Origin of the sequence: Pandoraea sp. PE-S2T-3, from assembly GCF_002179965.1 — a bacterium.
Lineage (GTDB): Bacteria > Pseudomonadota > Gammaproteobacteria > Burkholderiales > Burkholderiaceae > Pandoraea.
The window spans coordinates 44,238-65,198 of the sequence record NZ_NGUQ01000011.1 but is presented as its reverse complement, the minus strand read 5'-3'; the positions used below and the strand labels follow the sequence as shown (position 1 = coordinate 65,198).

The window sequence follows — 20,961 nt, the reverse complement described above, 5'->3', positions numbered from 1 at the left end:
GTTGGCGCGCAGAACGGCCTCGCGGCGGTGGTCCCTTCAAACGATCAAACGATCGCACGATGATGGAGGATCGCCATGCACCGCGTTGACCTTGCCCGACCCTATGGTGTCCCCGATGGCGCGCGCCTTTCGCCTGTGCCGGAAGCGTTACAGCACCCGTTTGCCGATTGCCCTGCGCTGCCGGAGATGGGGCCGCACGGCATGCACGGCGCCGTCGTTGGCCACGACGGCAGTGCGGCGGCCTTGCCGGCGATCGGGCCATACGATTTCTCGTCGGCGGAACGCGTACGCGATGCACTGCCGATGGGCGCGACAGGCGCCGCAGTGCGCATGACGCTGGCGTCTCACGCAAATGCTACGCAATACGTGGTCAAGCGCTGCCCGGATGCGTGGCACACCACGCAGGCATGGCTCGCGTCGCGTCTCTTCGGCGCAATGGGGTTGCCGACCCCGACAACGTTTCTCGTGCGCGGGTGCGACGAGGCTTTCGACGGCACGCGCGAGTCCGGCAGGCTGCATCTCGCGAGCGTCTATCTGCCGTCGTACGAAGACTTCGGCCTTTGGCTGATCGGCGAAGAAGCGCGCCGGGCGGTCGTGAGTCAGGCGCACGACAGCGAGTGCACGACGATCTGCGACGGCGCGCGCATCGGCGCCCACATGGCGGGCAGAGTCATGGATAAGTTGTGCAAGCAGGAGGGCGCGGCGTTCTGGGCGCTCTCGCCGCAATGCGCGAGGATCTACGCGGGGGAGGTCACAAGCCGCAACGCCATGCTCGGCCTGCTCTGCGAGATGTTGCCCGACGTCTACCAATGCGAACTGGAGCGGCACTACATCGCCGCGCTCTGGCTAGGCAACTGGGACTTGTGCAACGTGTTCATGGAAAACGTGGGCGTGTGGCGTGACAAGGAAGACTTGCCGCGCATGATGACGGTGGACTTCGGTGCGTGTCTGGAAATGGGGTTTCAGGGCACCTGCAAAGATACCGGTTACGAAGTGGCCGTGACGCAACGGACTGGCTTGCCTGCGCTGCCGCCGCTGACGTCGGCGTTCCGGCGTGATGCCGCATGTTTCTCGGCTGAATTGCCGCCCGATTCACTGACCGATCTCACGCAATTTCCCTATGGAGAGCAGTACGCGCCGTTCGTGCGCCGATTGAAGGGGTTCACGCCCGACGCCAAGGAGGACGTTGTCATCGATGCGCTGAAGGACCCGACCAGTGCGCGTGCCGTTGCTGCCGAAATGGCGTATCGGCTCGGCAGGATTCATCAGGACACGCTTTTGCCGTGGGCGAATACTGCCAGCCAACTCGCCTGCGCGGAGATGGGCGGCCCGCTCCACGGTCGATGCGATGCGCCGGCGCAAGTGCATCGCCTGCTGTCCCGGCGCGACAGTCTCATGCGGCTGCTGGGCGGCGAGTGGGCGGGGCAGGCATGGGCGCGCACGCATCCGACACGGGCCGCTGCCATCATCGCCCAGCAATCGCCATTCATGCACCTTTGAACTCGGGGATGAGCGCCGACACCAGCGCGTCGATGGCGGCGCGCAGTTTCGGCGACGGGTGCCGGGTATCGGGCCAGACGAGATGAAGCGGGGTGCCGGCCGAGCGGGTGTCGGGCATCAGTCGAACCAGAGTCCCGTGGCTCAGCGGCAGGGCGGCCACCCAGTGCGGAATGCAGACGACGCCGAGCCCTTGCTCCGCTGCTGTCACCAGCGCCACGAGGTCGTCGAGTACGAAACGCGCCGTGCGCCCCCGGCGAAAACCGGCGGACGTGCGATTGGCGGGCGACCGGGTATTGGCACCCGTATCAACATCCGCACCCGCACCCGCACCCGCACCCGCACCCGCACCCGCACCCGCACCCGCACCCGCACCCGCATCGGTTTCGGTATCGGTATCGATTCGGCCATCAGGGCGTGAGGCGCCCGGCGTCGCGCAGGGCACAAACGCCGGCCATTCGTAGAGATTGCCACCCCGGCCGTACATCAGGCGTTCGTGATCGGCCAGATCGGCGAAGGTGCGCGGGGTGCCAAATTCGGCCAGATAGCCGGGCGACGCGCACAGGATCATCGTCTGCTCGCCGAGCGAGCGCGCTTTGAGACCGGGCGTATCGTCGAGCCGCCCGCTGCGCACGGCCAAGTCGTAACCTTCTTCGATCAGATCCACGCGCCGGTCGCTGAACGCCATTTCCAGACGCAATTGCGGATGCGCCTTCGCCATGGCCAGCAGCACCGGGGCAATGCACTGCCGCCCGATCTGTACCGGCATCGTGACCCGGAGCTTACCCATCGGCGATTGCGTGCCGGCGCTCAGTTCGTCTTCCGCCTCCGATAACTCGGACAACACCTTGATACAGCGCTGATAGAACGTCTCGCCTTCGTCGGTCAGATGCTGGCTTCTTGTCGTGCGGTGAAAGAGCCGTACCCCCAGCCGCGCTTCGAGCCGGGCGATGCGTTTGGCCACGGCCGAGCGCGTGAGGTGCAGCCGCTCGGCGGCACCGGCAAAGCTGCCCGCGTCTACCGCCGCCACAAAAGCGGAGATGCCTGAGAGCCGGTCGGGCGTATAGCCGTCAGTGATTACCATTAATTGATTCCAAGATATCGCCAATAAGTGGATAAATTGCCGTCACTGCTTCGAAGTATTCTCCAATAAGCTGATTCTTGTCTACCCGACGCGCTTTCCGTGCGGCGGGGTTCCCCAAGATAAGGATCAAGCGATGAAGACGATGAAACAGTGGCAAATGGCGACGCTGGGCGAAAACGCACTGGAACTGGCCACGGTCGACATTCCCCAGCCCGGCCCGGGCGAAGTGCTGGTGAAGGTGAAGGCGGTGTCGCTCAACTTCCGCGATGCACTGATGATCGACACCGGTATGGGCTTGCCGGTGACATTCCCGTTCGTGCCGGGCTCGGACATGGCGGGCGAGGTGGTCGCTGTCGGCGAGGGCGTGACGCGCGTGGCGGCGGGCGACCGGGTGATCAATACGTTCTGGGACCGCTGGATCGACGGCGAAGCCGCGCCGGACGGGCTCAAGGTCTTCGGCGGCACCTTGCAGGGCGTGCTGCGTGAATATGCCGTCTTTGCCGAAGACACACTGCTGGCAGCGCCCGCCACGCTCGACGACGTGGCGGCGTCTACGCTGACGTGCGCCGGGTTGACGGCGTGGTTTGCGCTGTTCGAAGCGGGCCACAAGTTGCAGCCGGGCCAGACGGTGCTGTCGACCGGCACCGGCGGGGTCGCCTTGTTCGGCGCGCAATTGGCGCTCGCGCATGGGGCGAAGGCCATCGTGACCAGCGGCAGCCCGGACAAGCTGGCGCGCGCGGCGGCGCTCGGTGTGACGCATGGCGTGCAGCGCACGGAGGGCTGGGCCGACGAGGTGCTCGCGTTGACCGGCGGACGCGGTGTTGAACAGGTGCTGGAACTGGCCGGGGGCGATATGGCCGGGACGATGCGGGCGCTGGCGCCTAACGGCAAGGTGTCCGTGATCGGCATGCTCGACGGCGAGACCCTGCGCGCGCCGGTCTACGGCGTGCTGGGCAAGCGGGCACAGATTCAGGGCATCGGCGTCGGCCATCGCCGGGCACTGGAAGCGCTGGCCGCCGCCGTGGACCGCCATGAAATCGTGCCGGTGGTCGACGCCGTCTACGATTTCGCAGACTTCGGCCAAGCCTTGGCGCACCTGCGCCGGGGGGCGTTCGGCAAGGTTGTTGTGCGCGTGTAACGGGCGTAGAGGGGCGTAAGAGTGGCGTAAGAGGGGCGCGCGCGGCGGGCGGCATGGGCGGTTGCCTAACGCCCAAAGCTCGCATACACTATCGACGCCACAAACCCCGCGTGACTGGCGATTAGGGTGCACAGCCTTGTGTGCCCGAGGTGGAGCAACCCACCGGGAAGCGCTGGGGTCTTATTTGCCGTTCGCCTGGGCAGCCGTGATGGTTGGTGCTGCCCTGTCTATCGTCTTCCAAAGCACAAAGGAAGATGCGCTGCGCCATCCCCTCCCGGAAAACCTGTTCAATTCAACGCAAACGCCATGTTCGATAAATCGAAATCCACTGTTGCCGCCGTCGATCCCGAAGTCTGGGCCGCGATTCAGAAGGAAGATCAGCGTCAGGAAGACCACATTGAGCTGATCGCGTCGGAAAACTACACCAGCCCGGCCGTGATGGAAGCGCAGGGCTCGCAGCTGACCAACAAGTACGCCGAAGGCTATCCGGGCAAGCGCTACTACGGCGGTTGCGAATATGTCGACGTCGTCGAGCAACTGGCGATCGACCGCGTGAAGGCGCTGTTCGGGGCAGAAGCCGCGAACGTGCAGCCGAACTCGGGCTCGCAAGCCAATCAGGGCGTGTATTTCGCCATGCTCAAGCCGGGCGACACGATCATGGGCATGAGCCTCGCCCACGGCGGTCACCTGACGCACGGTTCGCCGGTGAACATGTCGGGCAAGTGGTTCAACGTGGTGAGCTACGGCCTGAACGAGAACGAAGACATCGATTACGACGCTGCCGAGAAGCTCGCGCAGCAACACAAGCCGAAGCTGATCGTGGCCGGTGCCTCGGCGTTCGCGCTGAAGATCGACTTCGAGCGTATGTCGCAGATCGCCAAGTCGGTCGGCGCGTACTTCATGGTCGACATGGCGCACTACGCCGGTCTGATCGCCGCCGGTGTGTACCCGAACCCGGTGCCGCACGCCGACTTCGTGACCACCACGACGCACAAGAGCCTGCGTGGCCCGCGCGGCGGCGTGATCCTGATGAAGGCCGAGTTCGAGAAGCCGATCAATTCGGCCATCTTCCCGGGCATTCAGGGTGGCCCGCTCATGCACGTGATCGCCGGTAAGGCCGTCGCGTTCAAGGAAGCCGCCACGCCGGAATTCAAGGCTTATCAAGAGCAAGTCGTGAAGAACGCTCGCGTGCTGGCCGAGACGCTGGTGGCGCGCGGCCTGCGCATCGTGTCGGGCAAGACCGAATCGCACGTGATGCTGGTCGATCTGCGCGCCAAGAACATCACCGGCAAGGCAGCGGAAGCCGCCCTGGGTGCTGCGCACATCACCGTGAACAAGAACGCGATCCCGAACGATCCGGAAAAGCCGTTCGTCACGAGCGGTGTGCGTCTGGGTTCGCCGGCAATGACCACGCGCGGCTTCAAGGAAGACGAAGCCAAGCTGGTCGGCAACCTGATCGCCGACGTGCTCGAAAACCCGGAAAACGAGGAAAACCTGGCCAAGGTGCGTGCACAAGTGGCCGAGTTGACCAAGCGTTTCCCGGTCTACGGCTAAGCGGACGGCCCCGCACGCATGCGTTGCCCGTTCTGCCGGCATGACGACACGCAAGTCATCGACTCGCGTGAAGCGGAAGACGGCGCTGCCATTCGGCGGCGCCGGCGCTGTCCGTCGTGCGACAAGCGATTCACCACTTATGAGCGCGTCGAGCTGACGATGCCGGCCGTCGTCAAGAAAGACGGCAGCCGTGCGGAGTACGACCGTGCGAAGGTGCGCGCCAGTATGCAGTTGGCGATTCGCAAGCGCCCCGTGAGTGCCGAAGCGATGGATGCCGCGATTGCGCGCATCGAGTACAAGCTGCTGGCCGGCGCGGAGCGCGAAGTGGTGAGCCAGCGCATTGGCGAACTGGTGATGCGCGAGCTCAAGCGTCTGGACAAGATCGCGTACATCCGGTTCGCGTCGGTGTATCGCAGCTTCGAAGACATTGCGGAGTTCCGCGATGTGCTCGAAGAGATCGACAGCACCGACGTCAAGCCCAAGCGCAAGCCGGTGGCCTGAACACGAGCGCTGCAAACGCTGCGCATGCAGGACGGAAAACCCGTCGTTCCCGAAAGGGTACGGCGGGTTTTTTATTGGCTATTCATTCCGTGAATTTAATGTCGATAATCTGCAATGTTGGGAAAACGTCCAAATGAAGATTGAGTGATGTATTAAAAGAACGTATGGGTGACCGGCTTTCCATAAGCCGCCTCATAGAATTCGCGAGCCTTGCCGGATGGCGATATGCCGTCGTCTGGAGCGTGATGAAGCGATTCATCATTTCTCGCGAATTAAATGAGGGGTTATCAAATGAAAGCAGTGGGTTATCAGTCGTTCACGCTTCGTATCGGCGGAATATTCTCAGCGGCGGTTGCGCTTTTCTCGATGGGGGTGTCGCCGGCGAATGCTGAAGAAGTGGCTGAAATGCGCCGCACGCTCATCGTGCTCTCAGGCGCGGCGCAGTTGAACAACGCCGCCATGGCGCAAGGGGCGGCCAGCGCATTTCAACGGGCCATGCAAACACGGATGATGAGCGGCGGGGCGATGTTCGATGACGCCCCCGGCAAGGGCCTTGCGCCCGACGGCAGAAACATCGTCGGCTGGGCGTCGTTCACCGGCGAGCGCTCACATCAAAACGGCGAAACGGGGTTGTTCGACGTGCGTGGCGTGAACGGTGCGATCGGTGTGGACTCGCGAATCAGTGCGAACACGATCGTTGGCGCGTCATTGGGCGTGGGCAATCACAACTCGCAGATCGAGGATCAACTGGGCGAAGCCCGGGTCAACAGCGTCAGTCTGGGTGTGTACGCGTCGCATCTGAGTGACCAGCAGTGGCTCGTCAACGGCGGCGTGTCGTACACCAATCACAGCCTGAAGAGCGATCGCAGCATCGACACGAGCGACGTTTCGCCGCGCATCAAAAGCAACACGCGAGGCAACACCTTCGGCGCGTTCGGCGAAGTGGGGCGGCGCAATGCCCTTGCCGGCATCAACGTGGATTCGACGCTGGGTATGCGCTTCCTGTCCACGCGCGTGAACGCCTTCGACGAGACCGGCGGCGGCATCTCCGCTGAGAATGCCCTGAAGATCGGCTCGCAGTCGCGCACGTCAACGCGTGGCATCGTCGGCGTGCGCCTGTGGCGCGAACTGGTCAACGTGGGGGGCGGCAAGGCGATTCCCTCGCTACGCGTGGCCTACGAGTACGAGTTTGGCGACAAGCGCAGCAGCCTGACCAACGCCTTCTACGGCGCCACGCGTTCGTTCACGGTTCAGAGCGCGAAGCTCGGCGCCCACATCGTTACGGCCGATCTTGGCGTTGACGTTCAATTCCAGAAGCAGTTCGACGTGCATGTCGGGGGCAGCATGAGCGCCCGCCGCGGTGAAACCACCGTGGGGGGCGGTGTCTCGGCGCGGTATCGCTTCTAAGCCGAGGCGTCACCCCGATACTTGACGGCAGAAAGTCACGATCAGCGCGTGCACAAAGCAAAACCCGCCGCAGCCCAGAGGGCCCGGCGGGTTTTTCGTGAGATGACGGACTGGCCAGCCTCGCGCTGTAACGCGGCGGCCGCGACGTCAGAATGAGTGTGAGATCCCGATATACGCGCCGGTCTGGCCTTTTCCTGGCGGCGGGTTGTCGAGCGAATCGCTCGGAATCGCCGCGACCGAGAAGCTCTGGTTGGCGCTGTTCAACACGTAGGCGACCGTGCCATACAGGAAGGTGCGCTTCGAGAGGTTGTACGTCGTGCCCAATTCGAACATCGTCGCGTGACCGAAGCTCGGCACGTTGACGTGATACACGGCGGCATTCGCGGCCCACACTTGCGTCGCCTGATACTTCACGCCGGCCCAGTAGTGATCGGCACGCGTGGCGAAGTTCGGTGTCGGCGCATCCGGTGCCGACATGTGCGTATAGCCCAGCGACACCGTGAAGCGGTTCAGGAAAATGTTGGCACCGGCGAAGTACTCGCGCGATGACGCGAACACGTCGGTGAACCGCCCGTTGGAATCGCGAATTTCGTCATACAACGCGCGCAACTGAAAGCGGTCGTGGGTGTACGTCAACTGGGCGCCCAGGCCTCGGCCGCTCGTGAACTGCCCGACGACGTTCGAGAAGGCGTACTGGCTGGCGATATCGAAGCCATACCAGTTCGGGCTCTGATAATTGACTGTGTTACTCGCTTGCGGCCAGTTGCGTCCGCGTACCAGCGACGCGGACGAGAAGGCCTGCTGCTGGAACGGATCGAAGTCCCACACCCCGTTACTGATGAACAGGTTGCGCCCGATCGTGAACTGCCCCCAACCCTGCGAGACGAAGCCCACCAACGCGCGCCGGTCGAAGATCGAACCCGAGCCGTTGTTGTTGTAGCCGTTCATCAACTGGAAGCCGCCTTCCAGATTGAATACCGCATGCAATCCCTGCCCGAGATCTTCATAGCCACGCAGGCCGAACAGGCTCGTGCCGTAGTCACCGCCCTGCGCACTCCAGCGCGAGGTGGTGCCGCCGTTGCCGTCCTGCAAGTTGCTCATGTACTGGAAGCCGCCGTCGAGACGGCCATACAGTTGCACGCTGGATTGCGCGTGCGCGATCGTTCCGATGCTGCAAAGCAGGCTAGCTGCGATGAGCTTCTTTTTCATGGTCTGCTCCCCAGGTTGCGTTTGCCCCGCACCTTCGACTTGCGTGGTTATGACCGTCGTCGTCGCGCGTCGTCCATGCGGAGACAACGCATTACGGTTTCGGTAAAGCCTGAAAAATCGTCACGAGTGGTGAGACATCGGCATGCAGGAACGCCGGGGCAACGCGAGCCGCGTGAGGGAGCGCGGGCGCTTGCGAGTGATGCCGTCACGCTCTGGTCGTCAGAGTTCGTAGTCATGGCAGTCCACTGGCGTTGGGGATGCAGCGGACGCGATCCTGACGCGAACCGTGCAACCGGAATCGGTGGCGAAGGCGGTGAGCGGCAACCGTTGGCGGGGCCGTCACGCAGAGGAGACTTTTGCTGTCACGCAAAGCGCACCTTCGCTCGAATGGCTCATTTATATCCGAATTCGATGCCCCGCAACATCGGGTAAAGGCTTAGTACCCCGATTGTTGCGTGGCTACAACCTGGTGGCGGTATTCCAAACTGCGGTATTGCCATGGGAAGGATCAGTCGGGCGCGCCGAACGCCTCCATCTTGCTGGCCAGATGGGTGAGCAGCCGATTGGCCGCGCCGGAAAGGCGCCGCCCCGCGCGGGTGATGAGATGCGCTTCGGCGCTCGCGAGAATCGGATGGTCGACGGGCAGTGCACACAGCACACCCGCCTCGACTTCCTGCGAGACGGCAAACGTCGGCAGAAAGGTCGCGCCCAGCCCGGCGCGGACGAAGTGCTTGAGTACCGAGATCGAGTTGGTCGTCACGGTCGCGCTCAGGCGGTGCTTCTCGGCCTGCTCGGCCAGTTCCATCAATTGACGGGTGCCGTACGCGCCGTGCATGAGCGCGAGCGGGGTGTCGTACAGGTCGTCGAGCTTGAGCGCGGTACCCGGCGGTTGCTGCGCGAGCCGGGCGCGCAACGGCGAATCGGGTGCCACGATGGCGTGCACTGGCTGACGCATCTGGGCGCGCGAGACGATCTTGGGCTCGGCGGGCGGGTTGTACACGAGCCCGATATCGGCGTCGTCCTCGGCCACGGCGCGCATGACCTCGTTCGTGCCCGCCAGATCCAGCGTGAGTGTGATGTCCGGGTAGCGCTTGCAGAAAAACCGCAGCGGCGCGCCCATCAGGTCGCTCACGAAACCTTCTCCGACGGCGAGCCGGATATGGCCGCGCCGCAGCCCTCTCACTTCTTGTAGTTTTGCCAGCAGGTCTTCCTGGTGCGCCCGCTGCTCGCGGTAGTACTCCATGAGCAGGCGGCCGGCCTGCGTCAGGTGCACGCCGCGCTTGTGACGCTCGATCAGCGGCAATGCGAGTTCTGCCTCCAGCAGGGCGATCTGACGGCTGACGGCGGACGGCGCGATGTCGAGCCGGTCGGCAGCGGCGCGGATGGTGCCGCACTGCACGGCTTCGAACAGATAGGGCAGGCGGTTTTCATTGATGGCGGGTGTCATGCCCTAAAGACTAATAATTAGAACAAAAATCTTCAAGCGTTGTCATTGAGCGTGGTTTTTTTTCACTCCACACTGCGAAGCATGCGGATCGGCCCCATCGACGGGCAACGAACCCAGGCGAAGCCCGACGACGGCGGCCCGATTCCGCGCCAGATTTCACGTGAGGTGCCGTAGATGATTCCTCCGGGCAATACCCGATTCGGTATCGATCATCCGCTGGTCACAGTGCATGACCATCCGCGGCGTCTTTCGCATTACCAGCGTATGGGCTTCACCCCGTCCCCGGTGTCGTATCACCCGTGGGGCACGGTGACCTCGCTGATGATGTTCGGCAATAACTTCATCGAGCTGATCGGGGTGGACGACGCCCGGAAGTTCGGCACGAACGCGCAGGGCGACTTTTGTTTTGGCCGGTTTCTTGGCCGCTTTCTGGCTCGCGAGGAAGGCGTATCGCTGGTCGCGCTGCATAGCAAGGACGCGCGCGCCGACCACAGCCGACTGACGCAGGCGGGCATCGAAACGCAGGGGTTCATCGACTTTCGCCGGCCGATGACCAAACCCGACGGCACACCCGACGAAGCCGTGGTCTCCCTCGGCCTGTTTGTCGACGACAGACTCGGCGACGCGTCGAATTTCATTTGCCACCAGCATCGGCCCGAGCTGATCTGGGTGCCGGATTGGCAGCAACATCCCAACGGGGTGACCGGCGTCGTGGGCGTCACGTACGTGACACCCGATCCGGAGGCGCTACGCCAGTTGGCCACGCGCTGGCAACGGATCTACGGCGCACGCCATGTCGACCTTTATCAGGGCGGCGCGATGGCCGATACCGGATGCGGGCATTTCCGGGCCCTTTCGCCGCAACGGGCCGAGGCCCGCTTTGCCGCCGTGGGGTTGCCGATGGCACAGGCCACCCGCACCCACGCCGTGGCGCTCACGCTGCACGCGCCAGACCTCGCGCACATCGAGGCGTTATGGCGCGAGAACGGCGTACCGTACGGCTACAACGAGCATGGCCTCGTGGTCGAACCGGAGTTCGCGGGTAACGTGGTGCTGGAGTTCGTGAATCACCATCACTGATGTCTCTCTGAATATTCCGTAGTATTCCAAAATAATAGCGTGTTATGAATAGACAACCCGCCGGTGCAAACCGGGGGGCGGAACAACGCGGCGTTGCCCGTGGGGGCGGCGCCATTCTCGCAGTGAAACTGGAGTCAACATGAAAATCATCGGAGTGGTCGGTCTGGGCAATATGGGGCGTGGCATGGCGCTGTCGTTACAGCGCGGCGGCTTCACGGTGCTCGGTTTCGATCCGTCGCCGGCCGCCGGGGCGGCGCTGGCGGAGGCGGGCATCGGCTTGCGCAATTCGGTCGCGGAACTGACCCGCGAAGCCGACGCGCTCGTGCTCTCGCTGCCGACCTCGCAGGTTGTCGAGGCCGTGGTGAACGGCGCCGACGGCATTGCTGCCAATGGTCGGGAAGGGCTGATCGTGATCGACACGTCCACGGCCGATCCGCAAAGCACGCGAGCGCTGGCCGCGACGCTGCGCGAGAAAGGTATCGCGCTGGTCGATGCGCCGGTCTCGGGTGGCCCGAAGGGCGCGCTGAACGGCACGCTCACGATGGTGCTGGGTGGCTCGGTCGACGACATCGCCCGCATCGAGCCGGTGCTGGCCACGATGTCGGCCAAGCGCGTGCACATCGGCGATGTGGGCGCGGGTCACGTGACCAAGCTCATCAACAACCTGATGTGCGCCGCGCATCTGATCGTCGCGGGTGAAGCGATGCGTCTGGCGACGGCGGCGGGTGTCGAACCCGCTCAGGTGCTCGAAGGCCTGAACGCCGGCTCGGGCCGCAGCGGCATTACGCAGACCAATTACCCGACGTGGATTCTGAACGACGCGTTCGACTCGGGCTTCACGATGAAGCTGATGCGCAAGGACGTGCGCCTGGCCATGGCGCTCGCCGAACAGACCGGCACGCTCGATAGCGGGCCGCTCTCGGCCGAAGTCGGCCGCCTGTGGGCCGCCAGCGCCGCGTCGGTCGGCGACGACGAAGACTTCAACCGCATCGTGCAGTTCATCGAAGCCGGTCGCGCGTAATTTCCCTCAGTTCATTGACACCCCGAGGGGCTGTAACGGACGCCTCGGGGCGTATCACGTAGCACGTATTGCACGGAGTATTTTTCATGGCAGACAACCAAGCCGCCGCCTTGCTTGGCGCATTCGCAAAGTTCTTCCCCAACGCCACGACCCTCGGCTCGTATGTCAACGGTGAACTGGTCACGGGCACCGGCGAGAGCACGATCGACATCGTGAACCCGGCCACGGGGCAGGCAGTACTGACTTACCGCGATGCCGGCGCCGACGTGGTGGCGCAGGCCGCCGATGCGGCCCAAGCCGCGCAAAAGACGTGGTGGGCCTTGACGCACGCCGCACGCGGCCGTGTCATGCAGGCCATTGGCGCGAAGGTTCGCGAGAACGCCGAAGCGCTGGCGCAGCTCGAATCGATCGGCGCAGGCAAGCCGATCCGCGATTGCCGCGGTGAAGTCGGCAAGGTCGCCGAGATGTTCGAGTACTACGCCGGCTGGACCGACAAGTTCTTCGGCGATGTGATTCCCGTGCCGAGCACGCACCTGAACTACACGCGCCGCGAAGCGATGGGTGTGGTGTTGCAGATCACGCCGTGGAACGCGCCGGTGTTTACCTGCGGCTGGCAGCTTGCCCCGGCCATTGCGATGGGCAACGGCGTGCTGCTCAAGCCGTCGGAACTGACCCCGGCCAGCTCGCTGGTGGTGGCAGCGCTGGCCGAACAAGCCGGCCTGCCGCGCGGCCTGATCAACGTGCTCGCGGGCTTCGGCCACACGACCGGGCAAGCTGCGATCTCGCATCCGGTCATCAAGAAAGTGGTGTTCGTGGGCTCGCCCGCGACCGGCAGCAAGATTGCCGCGGCAGCGGCGCAGCGCCTGTTGCCGAGCGTGCTGGAGCTGGGCGGCAAGTCGGCCAATATCGTGTTCAACGATGCCGACCTCAAGCGTGCCTGCCTCGGTGCGCAAGCGGCCATCTTCTCGAGCGCCGGCCAGAGCTGCGTGGCGGGTTCGCGTCTGCTGGTGCAGCGCGGCGTGTATGACGAGATGATCGACATGCTGGCACGCGGTGCCGAAAAGATTCGTGTGGGCGAGCCGATGGACGACGCGACCGAAGTCGGTCCGATCTGTAACCGCACCCAGTATCAGCACGTGATGAACATGATCGACGCGGGTGTGGCGGGCGGGGCGCGTCTCGCGGCCGGCTCGCAGCAGCGCAGCGACGGCGGCTTCTTCGTGCGTCCGACCGTGCTGGCCGACGCGAACAATCAGATGGGCGTGGCGCGCACCGAAATCTTCGGGCCGGTGGTGGTCGCCATTCCGTTCGATACGGAAGAAGAGGCATTGGCGATCGCCAACGACAGCGAGTTCGGTCTGGCCGGTGCGGTCTGGACGCAGGATGTCGCACGCGCGCATCGCGTGGCCGCGCAGGTCAACGCCGGTACGTTCTGGATCAACGGCTACAAGACGATCAACGTGGCCTCGCCGTTCGGTGGCTACGGCCACAGCGGCTACGGTCGCTCCAGCGGCGTGGAAGCGTTGTACGAATACACGCAGACCAAGAGCGTGTGGGTCGAGACGGCCGCCAACCCGGCAACGCCGTTCGGTTACGTCTGATCGTTTGATGGTCTGATGGTTTGACGCGTAGGGCGCGCGGTTTCCCGCTGTACGGGAGCCGCGCGCAAGCCATGAGAATGTGCTGTCTTCTTGTCGGTAGTTGTTTGGAAAGTGAGGTCAACGTGTCAGACGCCGGCCGTGAGGCCTCGTTTGTCGCGTCGCCGTTTCAGCCTGCGAGATTCGTGGCCTGAAGGGGTTTTTTACCCGCGTATAATGCCGCCCTTCGGGGGGTTCTGCGCGGGGCGCTGTTACTGTCACCGAGGCGTGCCAACATGCCGCTGCGAGGCGCTATGGGGGAAGTCCGCAGCAGTCGGGCGGACGGCGCGTCGAATTACCTCGACCACCGGTTGATCCAGCATTGACCAGCGGTTACTTACAACGTTAATCACCGAATTGTTCGTACCCCGTCCGGTCGACCGGATGGCACCGGACCGGTTCAACAGCAAGTGCAGTGGAGACCCAGATGGCAGTCATGGAACAAAACGCGGCCAAGCCGCAAGGGGGCGCCTTCAACGAAGGCGTGCGCCTGTACGTATGGGCGATCGTGATTCTCGTGATCGCAGAACTGATTGGCGCAATCAGTATCAAGGCCGGTCACGGCAAGATCGTGCTGTTGCCGATGGTCTGGGCGTTGTTGCTCGGCGCCGCGCTCGGTTTGGCGTCGGCACGTTTGCCGCGCTTCGCTCAGATCGATCTGTCGATGCAACACAAGGCTGCCGCCATTCTGCAACCGGCGCTGCTGCTCTTCGTCGCCAAGCTCGGCCTGCTCGTGGGCGGCTCGCTGCCCAAGCTCGTGGCCGCCGGCTGGGCGCTGGTGTTCCAGGAGTTCGGCCACTTCGTCGGCACGATCATCCTCGGCCTGCCGGTTGCCCTGATGCTCGGCATCAAGCGTGAAGCCATCGGCGCGACCTTCTCGGTCGGCCGTGAGCCGAGCCTCGCGATCATCGGTGAAAAGTACGGTTTCGATTCGCCGGAAGGCCGTGGCGTGCTGGCCGAATACCTGACGGGTACGATCTTCGGCGCCGTGTTCATCTCGCTGTTCGCCGGCTTTATCGCCAGCCTGAACATCTTCAATCCGCATGCGCTCGCGATGGGTGCCGGTGTGGGTTCGGGCTCGATGATGGCTGCTGCTGCGGGTGCCATTGCCGCACAGCAGACGCCGGAAGTCGCCAAGGAAGTCGCCACGTTTGCCGCGGCGTCGAACCTGATCACGACGACCATCGGTACGTACTTCACGCTGTTCATCTCGCTGCCGCTCGCCGTCTGGGGCTATCGCGTGATGGAGCCGGTGCTGGGCCGCATGACCAAGCGTGGCCGTGCCAACGCCGAAGCCGCTGCCGTGGCCGACGCCGAAGCCGCACAGGAACTCAAGCAAGCCAGCAAGGCGCACACCGTCGACATGAACTTCGGCGCGCGTCTGTTCGCCTGGGTGTTCTCGGGCGCGCTGGCACTGTTGGGTAACAGCATGGCCTTCAAGACGTCGTTCATCGACGGTGTGCCGGGCATGTTGGTCATCATCGGCGCCGTACTCGTGGGCGAAGCGCTGTACTACATCACGCGCCGCAAGGTGCCGGCTGTGTGCTGGGTGTCGCTGGTTGCCATGTTCCTGACGTCGCCGGCCTTCCCGTATGCGCCGATCGTCGAGCAGTTCACCGGCAAGATCAACTTCCTGTCGCTGGTGACGCCGATGCTGACCTTCGCCGGTCTGTCGGTGGCCAAGGACGTGCCTGCCTTCCGCAAGCTGGGCTGGCGCATCGTGGTCGTGTCGTTCCTCGCGAACGCCGGCACGTTCATGGGTGCAGCCGTGATTGCGCAGTTCTTCACGCATCCGTAATGTGTGTCGCAGGCGCTTGAAACCAGCGCCCGCAATATGAAGTCTCCGGTGGTCGACCGCCGGGGGCTGACGTCTGAATAGAAAACGCCACGGCAATCGGTTGCCGTGGCGTTTTTTATTGGCCGAAGGGTTGGGCGGTGGGTACCTCGCCGCCTGCGTCGACCCGGTTCAGGGCTTCGTTGTAGCCGCGTCAGCCTGAGAGCGCTCGTGATAGTAGCGGCGGAAGTAGGCGCGAATCTCGGCGGGCGAGAGCTTGCCGTCGTGATTGACGTCGATTTCGTCGAAATGCTGGTACAGGAACGGTTCGGCGGCGGCGACCTCGTCACGGCTCAGATAGCCGTCGCCATCCTTGTCGGCCGCCTTGAAGTAGCGCTCGAAGGTGGCGCGCCGGGCTTCCAGTTGACTGCGTTGATAGGCCGCCCATTCATTGCGGTCGATCTTGCCGTCGTGATTGGTATCGATGGCGTCGAACGAGCGCTGCAAATACAGACCGAGCGCGGCGTTCTGGTCGGCGGCGTCACCGAAGTCGGGGCCTGCGGCAGGCGGCGGCGGGGCCGTCGGGGTCGTGGGCACCACACCGTTGATCGGAGCGGCTGACTGCGCGTAGCTCGGCAGCGCGACCAGCGAGAGGGCGGCAGCGCCGGCACAGAGCGTGATCGCGGCCAGCGTTGCGCGGCCGATACGGCGCGTGCGCAGGGTTTCAATCGTTCTCAGCGAACGTTGGCGTTTGGTGTCGGAAGTGGTCATGTCGCACTTTCTCCTGAATGTCATGCGGTAGGGCGGGGCGCAACGTGCGGCGTACCGTCAATGGTCGATCGTTGATCGCCGATCAACGGCGGCGGTCGCCCGTCACGACGTTACCGATCACGCCGCCGACGACGGCGCCCCCGACGGTTGTGCCGAGGTCGCCACCGGAGATCAGTGCGCCGCCAAGCGCGCCGACACCAGCACCTACGGCGGTGTTACGTGACTCACGCGGCGTCATACCACCGCAACCTGCCAGCGAGCCGATCAGCGCAGCCCCGAGAAGCAGGGTGCCGGCAGTGCGCGAGATCCGTTGTTGAGTCGTTTTCATGAAGCATGGCTCCTTCAAAGGGGCACGGTGCCCCGGGTGTTGCAGGCCACGCTCGATTTGATCGTGTGGGCCTGCTGTTCGTGGAATGCATCAGTGGGCCGTGTCAGACCCGTTCTCCGGCGCGCCCATGCCATTGGCCGGGTTGCTCTCCCGATACGCAGGCGGCGGGGGCGGCGGCGGATACGGACGCCCTTGGGCATCGGACGGATACGGTCGGCCATAACCGTCGGTCGGCGGGTACGGACGCCCGTAAGCATCGGTCGCCGGCGCCACGGGTGCCGGCGGTGCGGCGTACGGGCTGCACGGTGAGCCGGCCGCATACGGCGGCGGCCCGCAATCCGGCTGATACGCCGGGTTGGTCGACTCGTTGCCGCGATACGGCAGACGCGGTTGCGGTGGCGCCTGGTACGCGCAGCCCGCAATCGTGAGCAGCACTGCGGCGAAACCCGTCGCGGTGAGCGCAGACGCCACGCGCCGCTTCGGGGTACTCGATGAGCGTGTTACGCCCTGCTGAGTATTCTGAGTATTGCTAGCTGCGCCGGAATTAGCGCCAGTTCGGTTGATTCGCATCATGACCTCCTTGCGAGGGTAGTGTTCATCCCACCCGTCGTCATCATGGATAGACAAGGGTTCGACGCTCGATGCGTGAATAAGATCGCGCGATCTTGTAAGTCTTTGTAATGGCTTCGAGCGGTACCGCTTCGCGAACCCAATCGACTCGAACTGCGCAAGTAGCGTTAGTTAACTTTAGTACATGTGTTTCGCATATGTGATGCACTCCGAACTATGTAGGAGGGTGCTGACACGCGATGAAGGAAGGCGATGTAGGACACGCGGACGAGGGTGCCGGAATAGCGATCGAGCGCCGTTTTAGTACTGTTTTGAAATGGTTTTGGCGGTGTCGGCATCGCGGACGAATCACGTGCACGGTGCGACACATCACAAGAAGCGTGCACCGCGCTTCCCCGAAGCATGCACGGCACACGCGAGCAGGCTGGACACCACACCGAATGCACAGACGCCGTCCCAGCCCCACGCACTCCATGCCATCACGCCAAGGGCAGAGCCCAGCGCGCCCATCAGGAAATAGACACTCATGTAGAGCGTGTTCAGACGGCTGGTGGCATCGGTATCGAGCGCGAAAATGCGCGTCTGATTGGCGATCTGCCCCGTCTGCACGCCGAGGTCGAGCACGATCACGCCGAGTGCGAGGCCGACGAGACTCGCCTGTCCGGCCCAGAGCGCGGCGAATGAAAGCACCACCGCACCGATACCCACCCACAACACGCGATGCGGTCCGCCGCGATCGGTGAGGCGTCCGGCCAGCGGGGCCGCGAGCGCCCCCGCGATACCGATGACACCGAAAGTGCCTGCCACGCCAGCGTGCTGCCCGTGCACCGGACTCGCGAGCCAGAGCGTGAGCGTGGACCAGAACGCGCTGAACGCCGCAAACAGCAGACCGCCGATGAGCGCCGACGCGCGCAGCGCACGGTGCCGCCGAAAGAGCGTGATCATCGAGCGAAGCAACGCGGAGTACGTCATTGACGTAGTGGGCGGCGCGTACGGCAGACGTCGGCCGAGCAATGCCGCCAGACACAGCATGGCAAGGGCGGCCATGCCGAACATCGCGCGCCAGTGCCACCACGTTGCCACCCAGCCCGCGAGCGTGCGTGCGCCGAGAATACCGATGAGCAGGCCGCTGACGACCGTGCCGACCACGGCGCCGCGCCGCTCAGGCTGAGCCAGTTGCGCCGCGAGAGGCAGGATGTGCTGGGCGACCGTGCCTGTCACGCCGATCGCAAAGCTCGCGACGACGAGTATCCAGAAGTGCGGTGCTGAGGCGGCGAGCAGCAGCGACGCACACAGGCCGAGCATCTGCCACACGATCAGACGCCGGCGGTCGGCCACGCGATCGCCCAATGGGGTGAGCAGCAGCAGACCCGCTGCATAGCCCAGTTGCGCGGCCGCGGGCACCAGCGACAGTTGCCAGCCCGACGTGTCGAAGCGTGCGCCGATGTGGCCGAGCATCGGATGGCAGTAGTTGAGATTGGCCACTGCGAGCCCGCAGGCCACGGCCATCAGCCAGATATCGGCGCGGCGCAACGGGGCAGCGTGCGGTGTTGGGGAAGGCGATGCGTTGGATCGGAACATGATGAGCGGCGCGGACTCATCCGGGGCTTGGCTTCGTGTCAGACGGCAAAAGTGCGATGCGCCGTGATCCGGCTTGATCCGGCGTGATCCGGCGTGGTGCATGGCATCGCGTATCACGTCGTATATGACGGCGACCGTTTCCCGTCAGCTCACTGACTGCCCATCGATTCACGCTCGGAAAATGCCGATTGAAAAATGAGAATGCCGAACTTGTGACGGCTCACACGAAGGTTTCCCGGAGGCACGGCGGCAAGCGGAAAGTCCTCATGCTAAGGACGATGCCGCGGGCTGCGCGCATGCGCGCCAAAACATCAGATAAGTCCCACGACAGCGTCGCCGCCGTGGCTTGCGGATAAAGGCGTGCCGCCGTTGACGCCACACGCGGCGCAGCGCTTTTTTCGTCGGAAATGAGGCGCGCCAGCCTTCGTATAGCGGCCCATTTTCTGTCGATTTTCGAGGGAATGGGGTATGCGCGTAATGCGCGGTAATCCGGCGCATAACGCGATGTCTGTCATCGTAAACCGCGTTGTATGCGTTGGAATACCGGGAAAGTCCGGGGGAGTGTTTGCGCTTAGTTTTCGCCGCAAGCTGCGTGAGCGCTGGCATACTACCCCCGCTGACGTTCGGTATTGACCTCAGCGTGAGGTTGAGAAATTTCGATTGAGGTGCGTGGCCTACCCGCGCAGGCTTACTCATGCCACAAGTCAAGAAAGAAGACATTCGTCTGGCCATCCTCGAAGCGTCGCACGCCCTTTTTCTCGAGAAAGGGTATGTCGAAACGACCATGGTGCAGATCGCCAAGCGCGCGGGTATTTCGCACGCGAACATTTACAGCTACTTCACTGCGAAGCTGCAAGTCTTCTTCTGCGTCTACGAGCGCTGGTTCAAGGCACGCATTGCCACGCTCGAAGCCGAAGTGCTTGCCGCCCACGGTGCCCACGCGCGCATGCGCAGCCTGCTCAGCGGCCTGCTGGTGGAGACGCCCCGGCTCGACAACGGCTTCTCGCACAACCTGGTGCAGGCGCTGGCCACGGTGACCCCGGGCGATCCGTACGATCCGACACTGTTGCAGTGGTTTCGCGAGCGGCTCTCGGCCATGCTGGCCGCCAGTGCGCCGAGCCTCGCGCGTGACAGCGTACGGCGCGCGCGTCTGGTCGACATGCTGGTGCTGACGTTCGACGGCTGCCTCGTGAATCATCACGTCAACCCGTCATCCCTGCCGGATGTGGCGATGCTCGAAGAGTTCGTCACTGCCTTCCTGTCGGCTGAGCCTGCCGACCCGACACCGGTGCCGCAGGGGGCCGGGCCGGGTGCGCCGCCCTCGGCGGCCGCGGCCTGAACAGGATCCCGATGCGTTCATTGCCCTGGACTGCCCTCAACCTCGGGCGAAAGCTCAAGTTCCATCAACTTCAGGTATTCGATCGTGTGCTCGAGACGGGCTCGCTGGTGCGTGCCGCCAACGAGACGGGCCTTACGCAACCTGCGGTGAGCAAGATCGTGCACGAGCTGGAGGCCTGCTTCGAAGGGCCGCTGTTCGTGCGCAGCAACCGGGGCATGCAGCCGACGGAGCTGGGCGAGTTGCTCGGTCATCGCGTCAAGTCGCTGATGGCCGAGTTGCGATACCTCACCGATGAAGTCAATGCGTTCAGCGCGGGTACCAGCGGGCATGTGATCGTGGGCACGCTGATTTCGGCGTCGGCCGACTTGCTGCCGCGCACGATCGCCATGCTCAAGTCACGGGCGCCCGGCGTGCTGGTGACGGTGCGCGAGGCGACCACGGCGCAACTGTTCCCGGCGTTGGCGAGCGGCGATCTCGACATTGTCGTTGGCCGATTGCCCGAGCGGGCGCTGCCGGTCGCCAATGCCTTTGCGTTGACACACGAAATTCTCTTCAACGAATCGCTCTGCGTGGTCGGTGGCATTCGTCACTGGGCCGACTCGGCCGCGCGGGTGCCGCTGGCGCAACTACGCGAAGGGTCATGGATTCTGCCGGTGCCCGAGTCGCCGTCGCGACTGGCCGCCGAGCGCCTCTTTCACGATGCCGGGCTGTTGCTGCCCGACGATGTCGTCGAGTCGCTGTCGATCCTGACCAATATCGGTTTGATGCTCGAATCGCCACGGGTGGCGTTGATGCCGCGTGCGGCGGCGAAACCGTTTGTCGACTCTGGCCTGCTGCGGGTATTGGCCGATACGGTATCGGGCAGCTTTGGCGACGTAGGCTATTCGCTGCGCTCGGACAAGCAGCCGAGCCCGGCGTGTGAGCGCTTTGTGGTGTGTCTGCGCGAGGCGTGCGGTCTGAAGCCCTGAGCCAAGCGAGGGGAAGGTGAGGAAGGCGGGGGACGGGGAAAGAGACAGCGGGCGG

Annotated in this window: 17 protein-coding genes, 1 pseudogene and 1 riboswitch; of the genes and pseudogenes, 11 read left to right on the top strand and 7 right to left on the bottom strand. The window is 64.0% G+C overall.

Annotation, left to right across the window (positions count from 1 at the left end; translation table 11 throughout):
• The first annotated feature begins 75 nt into the window (after nucleotides 1-75).
• Nucleotides 76-1,500 (top strand): hypothetical protein, encoded by a 1,425-nt coding sequence (locus tag CDV46_RS07635; protein WP_140413319.1) that lies wholly within the window; start codon nucleotides 76-78, stop codon nucleotides 1,498-1,500.
• Here the strand turns inward: CDV46_RS07635 and CDV46_RS07630 are convergent.
• Nucleotides 1,487-2,581 (bottom strand): LysR family transcriptional regulator, encoded by a 1,095-nt coding sequence (locus CDV46_RS07630; RefSeq protein WP_087722233.1) that lies wholly within the window; start codon nucleotides 2,579-2,581, stop codon nucleotides 1,487-1,489. The two genes, CDV46_RS07635 and CDV46_RS07630, sit on opposite strands and share 14 nt — an antisense overlap.
• Nucleotides 2,582-2,723: 142 nt before the next feature.
• Between CDV46_RS07630 and CDV46_RS07625 the strand changes: the two genes are divergently transcribed.
• The 4 genes from CDV46_RS07625 (at nucleotide 2,724) to CDV46_RS07610 (ending at nucleotide 7,181) form a co-directional block, all read left to right on the top strand.
• A complete protein-coding gene (locus CDV46_RS07625; protein WP_087722308.1) occupies nucleotides 2,724-3,719 on the top strand; it encodes a zinc-dependent alcohol dehydrogenase family protein in 996 nt (331 codons plus the stop codon).
• A gap of 100 nt (nucleotides 3,720-3,819) precedes the next feature.
• Nucleotides 3,820-3,927, top strand: a riboswitch (ZMP/ZTP riboswitch).
• Nucleotides 3,928-4,025: 98 nt separating this feature from the next.
• On the top strand, nucleotides 4,026-5,273 hold the full coding sequence (glyA, locus tag CDV46_RS07620) for a serine hydroxymethyltransferase (protein WP_087686653.1): 1,248 nt from the start codon (nucleotides 4,026-4,028) through the stop codon (nucleotides 5,271-5,273).
• A gap of 18 nt (nucleotides 5,274-5,291) precedes the next feature.
• A complete protein-coding gene (gene nrdR / locus CDV46_RS07615; RefSeq protein WP_058377782.1) occupies nucleotides 5,292-5,774 on the top strand; it encodes a transcriptional regulator NrdR in 483 nt (160 codons plus the stop codon).
• A gap of 291 nt (nucleotides 5,775-6,065) precedes the next feature.
• A complete protein-coding gene (locus CDV46_RS07610; RefSeq protein WP_176399032.1) occupies nucleotides 6,066-7,181 on the top strand; it encodes an autotransporter outer membrane beta-barrel domain-containing protein in 1,116 nt (371 codons plus the stop codon).
• Nucleotides 7,182-7,328: 147 nt separating this feature from the next.
• Here CDV46_RS07610 and CDV46_RS07605 read toward each other — a convergent pair whose 3' ends face one another.
• On the bottom strand, nucleotides 7,329-8,390 hold the full coding sequence (locus tag CDV46_RS07605; protein ID WP_087686655.1) for a porin: 1,062 nt from the start codon (nucleotides 8,388-8,390) through the stop codon (nucleotides 7,329-7,331).
• 508 nt (nucleotides 8,391-8,898) lie between these two features.
• Nucleotides 8,899-9,837: a LysR family transcriptional regulator gene (locus CDV46_RS07600; RefSeq protein WP_087686656.1), complete on the bottom strand. Its 939-nt coding sequence runs from the start codon at nucleotides 9,835-9,837 to the stop codon at nucleotides 8,899-8,901.
• 174 nt (nucleotides 9,838-10,011) lie between these two features.
• Here CDV46_RS07600 and CDV46_RS07595 point away from each other — a divergent pair, with 174 nt between their 5' ends.
• The 4 genes and pseudogenes from CDV46_RS07595 to CDV46_RS07580 all read left to right on the top strand — a co-directional run bounded on the left by CDV46_RS07595 (nucleotide 10,012) and on the right by CDV46_RS07580 (nucleotide 15,373).
• Complete coding sequence (locus tag CDV46_RS07595; RefSeq protein ID WP_087686657.1) at nucleotides 10,012-10,917, top strand: VOC family protein; 906 nt, start codon at nucleotides 10,012-10,014, stop codon at nucleotides 10,915-10,917.
• 70 nt (nucleotides 10,918-10,987) lie between these two features.
• Nucleotides 10,988-11,938 (top strand): annotated as a pseudogene (locus CDV46_RS07590) (NAD(P)-dependent oxidoreductase); the annotation flags it as partial.
• A gap of 86 nt (nucleotides 11,939-12,024) precedes the next feature.
• A complete protein-coding gene (locus CDV46_RS07585; protein ID WP_087686659.1) occupies nucleotides 12,025-13,539 on the top strand; it encodes an aldehyde dehydrogenase family protein in 1,515 nt (504 codons plus the stop codon).
• Nucleotides 13,540-14,002: 463 nt separating this feature from the next.
• Nucleotides 14,003-15,373 (top strand): DUF3100 domain-containing protein, encoded by a 1,371-nt coding sequence (locus CDV46_RS07580; RefSeq protein WP_087686660.1) that lies wholly within the window; start codon nucleotides 14,003-14,005, stop codon nucleotides 15,371-15,373.
• A 168-nt stretch (nucleotides 15,374-15,541) separates the two neighbouring features.
• On the opposite strand, the gene CDV46_RS07575 is transcribed toward CDV46_RS07580, so the two are convergent.
• The 4 genes from CDV46_RS07575 to CDV46_RS07560 all read right to left on the bottom strand — a co-directional run bounded on the left by CDV46_RS07575 (nucleotide 15,542) and on the right by CDV46_RS07560 (nucleotide 18,599).
• Entirely contained in the window at nucleotides 15,542-16,120 is a 579-nt protein-coding gene (locus CDV46_RS07575) for an EF-hand domain-containing protein (protein ID WP_087722231.1), read from the bottom strand.
• An 82-nt stretch (nucleotides 16,121-16,202) separates the two neighbouring features.
• Nucleotides 16,203-16,448 carry a hypothetical protein gene (locus tag CDV46_RS07570; RefSeq protein WP_058377790.1) on the bottom strand — a complete coding sequence of 82 codons (246 nt, stop codon included), beginning with the start codon at nucleotides 16,446-16,448 and terminating at the stop codon, nucleotides 16,203-16,205.
• Nucleotides 16,449-16,538: 90 nt separating this feature from the next.
• Entirely contained in the window at nucleotides 16,539-16,919 is a 381-nt protein-coding gene (locus CDV46_RS07565) for a hypothetical protein (RefSeq protein ID WP_087686662.1), read from the bottom strand.
• A 468-nt stretch (nucleotides 16,920-17,387) separates the two neighbouring features.
• Nucleotides 17,388-18,599, bottom strand: coding sequence for an MFS transporter (locus CDV46_RS07560; protein ID WP_087722307.1), 1,212 nt, complete (start codon nucleotides 18,597-18,599; stop codon nucleotides 17,388-17,390).
• Between the two features lie 694 nt (nucleotides 18,600-19,293).
• Here CDV46_RS07560 and CDV46_RS07555 point away from each other — a divergent pair.
• Both CDV46_RS07555 and CDV46_RS07550 read left to right on the top strand, forming a co-directional pair.
• A complete protein-coding gene (locus CDV46_RS07555; protein ID WP_087722230.1) occupies nucleotides 19,294-19,938 on the top strand; it encodes a TetR/AcrR family transcriptional regulator in 645 nt (214 codons plus the stop codon).
• 11 nt (nucleotides 19,939-19,949) lie between these two features.
• Nucleotides 19,950-20,906: a LysR substrate-binding domain-containing protein gene (locus CDV46_RS07550; RefSeq protein ID WP_087686664.1), complete on the top strand. Its 957-nt coding sequence runs from the start codon at nucleotides 19,950-19,952 to the stop codon at nucleotides 20,904-20,906.
• Nucleotides 20,907-20,961 lie beyond the last annotated feature (55 nt).